The organism is Pseudomonas sp. JAI111 (genome assembly GCF_024809425.1).
GTDB lineage: Bacteria > Pseudomonadota > Gammaproteobacteria > Pseudomonadales > Pseudomonadaceae > Aquipseudomonas.
The window spans coordinates 360,478-372,139 of sequence record NZ_JANUCB010000002.1 but is presented as its reverse complement, the minus strand read 5'-3'; the positions used below and the strand labels follow the sequence as shown (position 1 = coordinate 372,139).

Here is an 11,662-nt window from a genome sequence, read left to right as displayed (position 1 = left end):
CTCGCGAAGGCGTCGTGTCAGTCGACATCTGCTTTGATTGACACTCCGCCTTCGCGAGCAAGCCCGCTCCCACATTCGAATAGGTGCTGCCGGTGGGAAAGCGGCAGAAAAGCGGCAGACGGCGGAAACCGGTTGCCGCTTTTCTGGCATTGCCGCCTTGCCACCGCCCCGCAAAGCCCCGGTTTACGGGATTTTTTGAATTGGCACGCCGCTTGCTATGTCTCTGTTACGAAAATCAGGTCACCCGAAGGTTTCCCGACATGAGCATCAGCTTCGATAAAGCGCTCGGTATCCACGAACAAGCCTTGGGCTTTCGCGCCCAGCGTGCCGAAGTCCTGGCCAACAACATTGCCAACGCCGATACCCCGAACTACAAGGCTCGGGATCTGGAGTTCTCCAAAGTGCTCGCTGCACAGAACGAGAAAACCAACGGCGGCACCTTTGCCTTGAACATGACCAACAACCGTCATATCGAAGCACAAGGCCTGGGTAACGGCGACGAATCGCTGATGTATCGCACGCCGATGCAACCGTCGATCGACCAGAACACCGTGGACGCTCAACTGGAACAGTCGAACTACGCGGAAAACGCGGTCGGTTTCCAGGCCAGCTTCACCCTGCTCAACAGCAAATTCAAAGGGCTGATGTCAGCCCTGCGCGGAGAGTAATTCATGTCTCTATCCAGTGTTTTCAACATTGCCGGTAGCGGCATGAGTGCCCAGACCACTCGCTTGAACACCGTGGCTTCGAACATCGCCAACGCCGAAACCGTTTCGTCGAGCATCGACCAGACCTATCGCGCCCGTCACCCTGTGTTCGCCACCATGTTCCAGGGCGGCCAGAGCGGCGGCAGTGATTCGCTGTTCCAGAACCAGGACGCGGCCGGTCAAGGCGTACAAGTGCTGGGCGTGGTTGAGGATCAGAGCAACCTTGAGGCGCGTTACGAGCCGAACCATCCGGCGGCCGACGCCAAGGGCTACGTCTACTACCCGAACGTCAACGTCGTGGAAGAAATGGCCGACATGATTTCCGCCAGTCGTTCGTTCCAGACCAACGCCGAAATGATGAACACCGCCAAAACCATGATGCAGAAGGTCCTGACCCTCGGTCAGTGATAAGGGGCGACTCAGATGAGTGTTACCGATTCCACCAGCAGCCTCAGCGTCAATGACATTCTGGCGAACTCTTCCGTCAAGTCCAGCAGCTCCACGTCGGGCGGCATTGCCTCCGCGACCAACAGCGCGACGGGCGGTAAAGCGCTGGGCAAGGATGCGTTCCTGCAATTGCTGGTCACCCAGCTCAAAAACCAGAACCCGCTCGACCCGCAGGACAACAGCGCGTTCGTCGCCCAGTTGGCCCAGTTCAGCAGCCTGGAAGGCATCACCACGCTCAACAGCACGGTCAGCTCGATTGCCGGCAACTACAGCTCTTCGCAAGCGCTGCAGGCGTCGTCCCTGGTCGGCCGTTCCGTGATCGTGCAGACCAACAATATCCAGGTCGATGATCCGACCAAGGCCGTCAACGGCTCGGTCAACCTGACGTCGTCCATCGCCAGCGGCACCGTGACCGTTGCCGACAGCACTGGCAAAACCATCAGAACCATCGATCTGGGCACCCGTGCGGTCGGTAGTTCCAGCTTTACCTGGGATGGCAAGGACTCGAGCGGCAATCCCGTTCCGGTCGGCGCCTACACCATCAAGGCCAGTGCACCGGTCAACGGCACGGCGACGGACCTGGCGGTTTACCTGCCGGCCACCGTCAACAGCGTGACCCTGAGCCAGACCGGCGGCGAGCTGACGCTCAACCTGGCGGGCCTGGGCCCCGTCGCCCTGTCCAAAGTTCAAACCATTGGTATATAGAGCCGACTAACCCGGCACAAAGGAGTGGAATATGTCTTTCAATATCGGCCTTAGCGGTCTCTATGCAGCCAACAAACAACTGGACGTGACCGGTAACAACATCGCCAACGTCGCGACCACCGGTTTCAAATCCTCCCGCACTGAATTTGAAGACGTCTACTCGGCGACCAAACTCGGCAGCGGCGGCAAAGTGGTCGGCAGCGGCGTGCGCCTGGCCAACGTGTCCCAGCAGTTCACCCAGGGTGACATCAACAACACCGGTAACGTGCTGGACATGGGCATCAACGGTTCGGGTTTCTTCGCCTTGAGCAATAACGGTTCGGTGTCCTACACCCGTAACGGTACGTTCAAGGTCGACAAGGACGGTTTCATCACCAACACCGATTACACGTCCCGCCTGCAAGGCTACGGCGTGGATGCCAACGGCAAGATCATCAACGGCGTGTTGACTGACCTGAAACTGGACACCTCGAACCTGGCGCCGAAGTCGACTTCGGCCGTGGCATCGACAATCAACTTGAACTCGACGGCTCCGGTCATCGACGATACCGTCCCGGCGGGCAAGTTCGACCCGACACTGACGGCGACCTACACCAAGTCGTTCAGCACTCCGATCTATGACAGCCAGGGCAACCAGCACACCATGGATCAGTACATGGTGAAAACGGCTGGCAACACCTGGAAGGTTTATACCCTGGTCGATGGTCGTAACCCGGATGCTACCGGCAGCGACCCGAAAGTCACTGCCCCGGTCGCTTCGACACTGTCGTTCGACTCTGGCGGCAAGTTGACTCAGGTCAGCACGCCCCCTGGAGTCATCAGCACTGACTTGAAGCTGAACAACTGGGTACCAGGCACCGTGACCAATGGCGTCTGGACAGCCAACGGTGCAGCCGCCAACCCGGCAGGCGTAACCATTTCGTTGGCCAAGACTACCCAGTACAACGCTGACACCGCCCGTTCCATCCCGACTCAGGACGGTTACGCCACTGGCCAGATCACCAACCTGACCATCGACGGCACCGGCACCCTGTTCGCCAACTTCAGCAACAACCAGAGCAAGGCCATCGGCCAGGTTGCGCTGGCCAGCTTCACTAACGAACAAGGCCTGCAAGCGATTGGCGGTACCAGCTGGAAAGAGACTTACGCCTCGGGTATCCCGGGCTATGACGCTCCGGAAACCGGGACCCTGGGCTCCATCCAGTCCAACTCCCTGGAAGAGTCCAACGTCAACCTGACCAACGAACTGGTCAACCTGATCAAGGCGCAGAGCAACTACCAGGCGAACGCCAAGACCATCTCCACCCAGAGCACCATCATGCAGACCATCATTCAGATGACCTGATGCGGGTTAGCGCTGCATAAAGAACCCCTCGCAAGAGGGGTTTTTTTTTGCCGGGATTATTTATGTGGTGCCGAAGTTTTGGTGGTATGTGCAGGCCTCTTCGCGGGCAAGCCCGCTCCCACAGGCGACCGGGGTGGCCCAGAGAAATGCGATCACAGTGGGAGCGGGCTTGCCCGCGAAGGCGTCAGCCCGGCCGCCACTTTCCTTGAGGTAAAAGAAAACCCCCGACAGTCCAGAGGACTGATCGGGGGTTTTCGAGTCAGCGCCTTTCAGCGCTCACCGGTTCAGCTTATTGGCAAGCTTCGCAATCCGGCTCGTCGATGGCGCAAGCCTTCGGTACTGGAGCAGGACCGGCTGGAGCTGCCAGGACCGAATCTTCACCGTGGTTGCCGCCGCTGGAAACAGCGTTCAGTTTGCCGGTGTTGATGGTCGACTTCTCGGTGCTGGTCGCGGCCAGGGCACGGAGGTAGTAAGTGGTTTTCAGACCACGGTACCAAGCCATGCGGTAGGTCACGTCCAGCTTCTTGCCCGAGGCGCCAGCGATGTACAGGTTCAGCGATTGAGCCTGGTCGATCCACTTCTGACGACGGCTGGCCGCGTCAACGATCCACTTGGTGTCCACTTCGAAAGCAGTCGCGTAGAGCTCTTTGAGTTCTTGCGGGATGCGCTCGATCTGCTGCACCGAACCGTCGTAGTACTTCAGGTCGTTGATCATGACCGCGTCCCACAGACCGCGAGCCTTCAGGTCGCGAACCAGGTACGGGTTGATCACGGTGAATTCGCCCGACAGGTTCGATTTCACATAGAGGTTCTGGTAGGTCGGTTCGATCGACTGCGATACGCCAGTGATGTTGGCGATGGTCGCGGTCGGTGCGATGGCCATGATGTTGGAGTTACGAATGCCTTTCTGTACACGGGCACGAACCGGTGCCCAGTCCAGGGATTCGTTCAGGTCAACGTCGATGTACTTCTGGCCACGCTGTTCGATCAGGATCTGTTGCGAGTCCAGCGGCAGGATGCCTTTGGACCACAGCGAACCCTGGAACGTCTCGTAGGCGCCGCGCTCGTCGGCCAGGTCGCAGGAGGCCTGGATCGCGTAGTAGCTGACCGCTTCCATCGACTTGTCGGCGAACTCGACGGCAGCGTCGGAACCGTAAGGAATGTGCTGCAGGTACAGCGCGTCCTGGAAGCCCATGATGCCCAGGCCGACCGGACGGTGTTTGAAGTTGGAGTTCTTCGCTTGCGGCACCGAGTAGTAGTTGATGTCGATCACGTTATCGAGCATGCGAACGGCGGTGTTCACGGTACGTTCCAGCTTGGCGGTGTCCAGCTTGCCGTTGACGATGTGGTTCGGCAGGTTGATCGAGCCCAGGTTGCAAACGGCGATCTCGTCCTTGTTGGTGTTCAAGGTGATCTCGGTGCACAGGTTCGAGCTGTGGACCACGCCCACGTGCTGCTGCGGGCTGCGCAGGTTGCACGGGTCTTTGAAGGTCAGCCATGGGTGGCCGGTTTCAAACAGCATGGACAGCATTTTGCGCCACAGGTCTTTGGCCTGGATGGTCTTGAACAATTTGACCTTGCCTGGGTATTCGGTCAGGGCTTCGTAGTACTCGTAACGCTCTTCGAAAGCCTTGCCGGTCAGGTCGTGCAGGTCCGGCACTTCGGATGGCGAGAACAGGGTCCACTTGCCGTCATCGAAGACGCGCTTCATGAACAGGTCAGGGATCCAGTTGGCGGTGTTCATGTCGTGGGTACGACGACGGTCATCACCGGTGTTCTTGCGCAGCTCGATGAACTCTTCGATGTCCATGTGCCAGGTTTCCAGGTAGGCACAGACAGCGCCTTTGCGCTTGCCACCCTGGTTAACGGCGACGGCGGTGTCGTTCACCACTTTCAGGAACGGTACAACGCCCTGGGATTTGCCGTTGGTGCCCTTGATGTACGAGCCGAGTGCACGAACCGGTGTCCAGTCGTTGCCCAGGCCGCCAGCGAATTTGGACAACATGGCGTTGTCGTGGATCGCGTGGTAGATGCCGGACAGGTCATCCGGCACGGTGGTCAGGTAGCAGCTCGACAGCTGTGGACGCAGGGTGCCGGCGTTGAACAGGGTCGGGGTCGAGGACATGTAGTCGAAGGACGACAACAGGTTGTAGAACTCGATCGCACGGTCTTCCTTGTTCTTCTCTTCGATCGCCAGGCCCATGGCCACGCGCATGAAGAAAATCTGCGGCAGTTCGAAGCGGATACCGTCCTTGTGGATGAAGTAACGGTCGTACAGGGTTTGCAGGCCCAGGTACGTGAACTGCTGATCGCGCTCGTGGTTGATCGCCTTGCCGAGTTTTTCCAGGTCAAACGTGGCCAGGATCGGGTTCAGCAATTCGAACTCGATACCCTTGGCGATGTACGCAGGCAGGGCCTTGGCGTACAGGTCGACCATTTCGTGGTGGGTCGCGCTTTCGGCAACGTTCAGGAAGCTCAGGCCTTCGGCACGCAGGGTGTCCATCAGCAGGCGGGCGGTCACGAACGAGTAGTTCGGCTCACGCTCGACCAGCGTACGGGCGGTCATCACCAGGGCGGTGTTGACGTCGGTCAGGGCCACGCCGTCGTACAGGTTTTTCAGGGTTTCGCGCTGGATCAGGTCGCCGTCGACTTCTTCCAGGCCTTCGCACGCTTCGGTGACGATGGTGTTCAGGCGGCCCATGTCCAGAGGAGCAAAGGTGCCATCGGCGCGGGTGATGCGGATCGACGGGTGAGCGTTGACGGCTTCTTCGGCCGGGGCGTGGGCAGCGCGTTCTTTCGAACGGCCGTCACGGTAGATCACGTAGTCGCGAGCCACTTTCTGCTCGCCGGCACGCATCAGGGCCAGTTCAACCTGGTCCTGGATTTCTTCAATGTGGATGGTGCCGCCCGATGGCATGCGACGCTTGAAGGTCGCGGTGACTTGTTCGGTCAGGCGGGCAACGGTGTCATGGATTCGCGACGAGGCGGCAGCGGTGCCGCCTTCAACTGCGAGAAACGCTTTGGTGATCGCGACGGTGATCTTGTCATCGGTGTAAGGAACGACAGTGCCGTTACGCTTGATCACGCGCAGTTGACCAGGCGCGGTGGCGGACAGATCCGAAGTCGAATCAGCGGCCTGCGGCAAGGTGCCCTGCGGGTTCTCGCGAGTTGTGTCGGTTTGCATGGGGGGTTGTCTCCACATTCTCTATGTTTGTTTGGGCACCATCACGGTGCCCACCGTTCTGTCCTGAAGCACTACAACCGACGAGATGCCGGGTATAACAACTTCGAGACAGTAGGAAAAAGGCTAATGATGCCGCTTCCTTGCCGAAGTCTTTGGCCGCGAGCCTGGGCTCGAAGCCGGATTCCTTTCAGGGGTGCCAGTTATGACTGCAACACCCGTACCGTTCTGACCGTTCAGGCCTGGAAAAACGGTGCCATCCGCGCACGCGGTTTGGGCTTGTAAATTCGTGCTTGGTTCAACCTGCAACACGCAATAAAGCGCTTGAGTTTCAGGTCTGAAATGTGGTTGGGCTTTTAAGCTAAAACCCTACATGTAGGGTTTTTTTCGCGCCGAGGTACAAGATAATGCGTTTTGGAGGGTGTTGCAACGTACTACCTGTGGATAAACCTGTGCGTAAATTGTGTGTGAAACGTGGAACGGGCGTGTAGGCCGCGACCTAGCTGGAGCGAACCGTTTTCCACTGATTTTCAGCGATTGAAAACAGTCATTCGGATTTTTAAGGGCGCGAACCCTATCACAAAAAATCCGCTTGTCCGAACGCATCTGTCGGCTTGTGTTCTCGGCGTTCGGCGTTTATACAATCGGCCAGTGCGTACGCATTCTTATCCTCCCCAATCATTACAAAAAGACGGGCGGATCCTTCCTTATAAGTGTTGTTGGCAAGCAGAGGTCACCGTGGAGCAAGAAGCCTGGCAGGTATTGATTGTGGAGGACGACCAGCGTCTGGCCGAACTGACCCGCGAATATCTGGAAGCCAACGGCCTGCGCGTGTCGATCGAAGGCAATGGCGCGCTGGCCGCTGCGCGCATCATCAACGAGAAGCCGGACCTGGTGATCCTCGACCTGATGCTGCCGGGCGAAGACGGCCTGAGCATCTGCCGCAAGGTACGCGACAAATATGACGGCCCGATCCTGATGCTCACCGCCCGCACCGACGATACCGATCAAATTCTTGGCCTCGACCTGGGTGCCGACGATTACGTGTGCAAACCGGTGCGCCCGCGTCTGTTGCTGGCGCGTATCCAGGCGCTGTTGCGCCGCAGTGAAGCCCCTGAGGTGGCCCCGGAAAAACAACGGCGCCTGCAGTTCGGTCCGCTGGTGGTGGACAACGCGCTGCGCGAAGCCTGGCTCAATGACAGCGGTATCGAACTGACCAGCGCCGAGTTCGATCTGCTGTGGTTGCTGGTGGCCAACGCGGGCCGAATCCTGTCCCGGGAAGAGATTTTCACCGCGCTGCGCGGCATCGGCTATGACGGCCAGGACCGCTCCATCGATGTGCGCATCTCGCGCATCCGGCCCAAAATCGGCGACGACCCGGATCATCCGCGATTGATCAAAACCATCCGCAGCAAGGGTTATCTGTTCGTTCCGGAAGCCTGCACCCCGTGAACTCGATCTTCCTGCGCATCTACGGCGGCATGTGCGCGGCGCTGATTCTGGTGGCTGTGCTGGGCGTGCTGGCGTTGCATTTGCTCAATCAGGTGCGCAGCGAGCAATACCGCGAGCGCCTGGCCCACGGCACTTTTTCGCTGATGGCCGACAACCTGCAACCGATGAACGATACCGAGCGCCATCGGGCCTTGCTGGTGTGGGAACGTTTGCTCGGCATTCCATTGGCGTTGAACACCTTCGCCCAGACCGACCTCGACCTCACTCAGCGCACCCGCGTGCTGCGTGGCCAGGCATTGGTAGAACAGACCGGTCCGCATGCGGCGAAGGTTTACCGTCTGGTCAGCGAGAAGGAACAGCTCGTTCTCACGGGTGAAGTCCAGCAGATCAGTGAGCAACTGGCGCGGGCCACCATTTATCTGTTGGCCGACGAACTGGTGCGCGTACCGGTGGCCGAACAGCCCAAGCGTCTGGCGCAATTGAAGAAAGACAAAGGTTTTGGTTTCGACCTGCGCCTGGTCACCGTCGACCAGGCGGACATGGACGAGGACCAGAGCCGCCGTATCTCCGAGGGCGACACGGTGATGGCGCTGGGCAAGGGCGGCGATTCGATCCGGGTGTTTGCCGGCATGGTCGGCACACCGTGGGTGCTGGAAATCGGCCCGCTGTATCAGATGAATCCGTATCCGCCGGAATGGCTGGTGCTGATCGCGGCCCTGGGTTTGAGCCTGATCGGTTTGATCGTCTATCTGTTGGTGCGTCAACTGGAGCGCCGCTTGCGTGGCCTCGAAGCAGCTGCCACGCGCATCGCCAAGGGCAGCCTGGAAACCCGTGTGCCGGCACGTGGCGCCGATTCGGTAGGGCGCCTGGCCTCGGCATTCAACGGCATGGCCGAGCACTTGCAGCAGTTGCTGGCGATCCAGCGGGAGCTGGTGCGCGCGGTGTCCCACGAATTGCGCACACCGGTGGCGCGCCTGCGTTTCGGCCTGGAAATGATCGGCTCGGCCACCACGCCGCAGGCACTGGAGAAATACCTTGAAGGCATGGACCATGATATCGAGGACCTCGACAAACTGGTCGACGAAATGCTGACGTACGCGCGGCTGGAGCAGGGCTCGCCGGCGCTGAATTTTCAGCGGATCGACCTGGATGCGCTGGTGACTCAGGTGATCGAGGAGCTGGCGCCATTGCGCGCCGATGTCACCGTGCAGCGTGGTTTGTGTTTGTCGGCTGCCGATTGTGATGACGCCTGGGTTGAAGCCGAGCCGCGCTATCTACACCGGGCGATGCAGAACCTGGTGAGCAACGCCATGCGCCATGCTTCGTCGCGGGTGACCGTCAGTTATCAGGTTGGGCAACAGCGTTGCCGAGTGGACATCGAAGATGACGGGCCGGGCGTGCCGGAGTCGGCGTGGGAGAAAATCTTCACGCCGTTCCTGCGCCTCGATGACAGCCGAACTCGCGCTTCCGGTGGGCATGGTCTGGGCTTGTCGATCGTGCGACGGATCATCCATTGGCATGACGGGCGGGCGTTGATCAGCAAGAGCAAAAGCCTGGGCGGGGCTTGTTTCAGCCTGAGTTGGCCGAGGAATCAGGAGAGGCGCTGAGATTGTTGGTGTTCTTTAGGGCCTCATCGCGGGCAAGCCCGCTCCCACAGGGATCTCAGGTGCTGCGTAGATCGTGTGGGAGCGGGCTTGCTCGCGATGAGGCCAGTACACGCACCGAAAATCCTCAGGCCTTGATGCTTACCAGACTCAACAGCTGCCCATCCTTGATCCCAAACTGCGCGTCCAGCTCAGTGCCGTTGCGCCACTCGGCAGACAAATCCGTCAGCAAACGCAACCGCACCTCGCCAGCCTCACTCCACTCCAGCACTTCAGCGTGCTCAAAATAAAAACGCTGCTGGACAATCGGATACAGCGCCTTGAACAAGCTTTCCTTCACCGAAAACGTCAGCGTCACCAGCAACGCCAACTGATCGCGAGCACCGGCTGCCATGCGCTGCATCTCCGCCGGTATAAGGATTTCCCCGGCCAGGCGTTCGGCCCGCTCTGGGTTGAGCAGGTTTTCCAGGTCCATCCCCAAACCGCGCCAATCACTTTTCTTCGCCACAATCGCTGCCGCACGGCCGGTGCTGTGGGTGATGGAGCCGCTGATATGCGCAGGCCACACCGGGGCGCGGTCTTCACCGATGGCCGGGATGAAACTCAGCCCTTCCAACTGTTGCAACGCGGCGCGTGCACAAACACGCCCGGCGAGAAACTCGGCCTGACGCTTGGCGACCGAGCGCTGGATGCTCGCTGGCGGCTCGATGGCGCTGCGCTGGAAATCATCGCTGGCCAGTTGCGCGGTATCGAAGTGAGTGCTCAACAGCACGGTATCGGGCAGCACAAACGGCAGCGGCCAATGGGCATCGAGTGGGGTGCAGCAGACGGGCAGGGCGGGGACGGAATTCATGTCGGGCATTTTGCCGGGTTGCTCTCGGGCTGGGTAGTGCAAAGGTTCAAACCGAGGCGCGGCCATCGCGGGCAAGCCCGCTCCCACATGGATTTGTGTTGCAACATAGATCCAGTGTGGGAGCGGGCTTGCCCGCGATGGCCGCGCCTCGGTCTGTCCGATCAGCCAAAAATCTTCTTGAAAAACGCCTGCATGTCCGCCCAGGATTTTTCATCCGCCGATTTGTTATAGCCAATGTCCGGCCCGCCGTGATCGCCATGGCTCAAGCGATCTGCATCCGGATTGCTGAACCCGTGCTTGGCGCCTTCAAGGCTGACGAACTTGTAGTCAGCCCCGGCCTTGTCCATTTCAGCCTTGAACGCCGCCACATTGTCCGCCGTCACCATGCTGTCCAGAGCGCCATGCTCCACGAGGATTTTCGCCTTCACGCTCCCCGGTGTCGCTGGCGTCTGGGTGGCCAGCGCGCCGTGGAAGCTCACGACACCGGCCAATGGCACGCCTTGGCGCGCCGCATTCAGCACCACGCCGCCACCGAAGCAGTAACCGATGGCGGCGATTTTATTCGGGTCGGTCTGCGCCTGTTTCTTCAGCAAGTCGAGCCCGGCCTTGAAGCGCGCACTGGACGCGGCACTGTCTTTAACCGCCGCCTGCATGAAGGTCATGGCGTCTTTGGGATGTTCGGTGTTCTTGCCATCGCCATACATGTCGATGGCCAGGGCGCTGTAGCCCAGGCCGGCCAGGTCGCGGGCGCGGCGTTTGGTGTAGTCATTGAGTCCCCACCATTCGTGCACCACCACCACGCCAGGTCGTTGGCCTTTGATCGCGTCGTCGTAAGCGTAATAGCCGATCAGGTGGGTGCCGTCAGGGCTCTGATAGGGGATTTCCTGAGTCTTGATCGCGGCTTGGCTAAGCCCGCTCAAGGCCAGTAATAGGAGGGCGAGGCAAACACGCATGGTCGGATCTCCTGCAATAAAGTCATCAAAACCGTCGGGTGGATGTGATTCAGCTTAGGTTCAGAGTGCGTTCAGAGTGCGTTCAGAGTGCGTTCAGGGTGGTGTGCGTAAGCTTGACCAGTGTCCAAAAGCTAATGGCGCATGAGGAAATGCCCAATGGCTCGCTTAAAAAGCTGCTTGCGGCCTTCACCGTCTCGGGCGTGAGCACCACTGTTTTTGCCAACGGCGACAATTTCGCCAGCCTTACTCTTGGACAGACCAGCGACAAGATTAAAAAGTCCCACACCCGAACGACAACGTGTCGGTCTCGGACAATGGCATTAAACTGCATCAGGAAAACCTGCTGGGGCAGCTACGATCTGTCCTGCCCGGTGAGGATTGCGCGGCTTACCTGACTGGCGAAACCATGCTTTGG

9 protein-coding genes and 1 pseudogene are annotated in these 11,662 nt (G+C 59.5%); 7 read left to right on the top strand and 3 right to left on the bottom strand.

The window, feature by feature from the left end:
* The first annotated feature begins 260 nt into the window (after positions 1-260).
* Genes flgB through flgE form a run of 4 tightly spaced genes read left to right on the top strand, consistent with a single transcriptional unit; the run spans position 261 to position 3,204 of the window.
* The gene (flgB, locus tag HNR03_RS09350) at positions 261-668 is read left to right on the top strand and encodes a flagellar basal body rod protein FlgB (RefSeq protein ID WP_222588060.1); all 408 of its coding nucleotides are present in this window, start codon (positions 261-263) and stop codon (positions 666-668) included.
* 3 nt (positions 669-671) lie between these two features.
* Complete coding sequence (flgC, locus tag HNR03_RS09345) at positions 672-1,115, top strand: flagellar basal body rod protein FlgC (protein WP_007937507.1); 444 nt, start codon at positions 672-674, stop codon at positions 1,113-1,115.
* Between the two features lie 15 nt (positions 1,116-1,130).
* On the top strand, positions 1,131-1,859 hold the full coding sequence (flgD, locus tag HNR03_RS09340; protein WP_259152970.1) for a flagellar hook assembly protein FlgD: 729 nt from the start codon (positions 1,131-1,133) through the stop codon (positions 1,857-1,859).
* A gap of 31 nt (positions 1,860-1,890) precedes the next feature.
* Positions 1,891-3,204 carry a flagellar hook protein FlgE gene (gene flgE / locus HNR03_RS09335; protein WP_222588058.1) on the top strand — a complete coding sequence of 438 codons (1,314 nt, stop codon included), beginning with the start codon at positions 1,891-1,893 and terminating at the stop codon, positions 3,202-3,204.
* Between the two features lie 289 nt (positions 3,205-3,493).
* Here the strand turns inward: flgE and HNR03_RS09330 are convergent, their stop codons facing one another.
* Positions 3,494-6,388 (bottom strand): ribonucleoside-diphosphate reductase subunit alpha, encoded by a 2,895-nt coding sequence (locus tag HNR03_RS09330; protein WP_259152949.1) that lies wholly within the window; start codon positions 6,386-6,388, stop codon positions 3,494-3,496.
* 735 nt (positions 6,389-7,123) lie between these two features.
* Here HNR03_RS09330 and HNR03_RS09325 point away from each other — a divergent pair.
* Both HNR03_RS09325 and HNR03_RS09320 read left to right on the top strand, forming a co-directional pair.
* Complete coding sequence (locus tag HNR03_RS09325) at positions 7,124-7,837, top strand: response regulator (RefSeq protein ID WP_222588055.1); 714 nt, start codon at positions 7,124-7,126, stop codon at positions 7,835-7,837.
* A complete protein-coding gene (locus HNR03_RS09320; RefSeq protein WP_259152947.1) occupies positions 7,834-9,444 on the top strand; it encodes an ATP-binding protein in 1,611 nt (536 codons plus the stop codon). Before HNR03_RS09325 ends, HNR03_RS09320 begins: the two co-directional genes overlap by 4 nt.
* Before the next feature lie 124 nt (positions 9,445-9,568).
* On the opposite strand, the gene HNR03_RS09315 is transcribed toward HNR03_RS09320, so the two are convergent.
* Together HNR03_RS09315 and HNR03_RS09310 are read right to left on the bottom strand one after the other, a co-directional pair.
* On the bottom strand, positions 9,569-10,294 hold the full coding sequence (locus tag HNR03_RS09315) for a 4'-phosphopantetheinyl transferase (protein ID WP_259152941.1): 726 nt from the start codon (positions 10,292-10,294) through the stop codon (positions 9,569-9,571).
* Between the two features lie 161 nt (positions 10,295-10,455).
* Complete coding sequence (locus tag HNR03_RS09310; protein WP_259152932.1) at positions 10,456-11,247, bottom strand: dienelactone hydrolase family protein; 792 nt, start codon at positions 11,245-11,247, stop codon at positions 10,456-10,458.
* 149 nt (positions 11,248-11,396) lie between these two features.
* Between HNR03_RS09310 and HNR03_RS09305 the strand changes: the two are divergent.
* A pseudogene (locus HNR03_RS09305) lies at positions 11,397-11,621 on the top strand (hypothetical protein); the annotation flags it as partial.
* Positions 11,622-11,662: the final 41 nt, after the last annotated feature.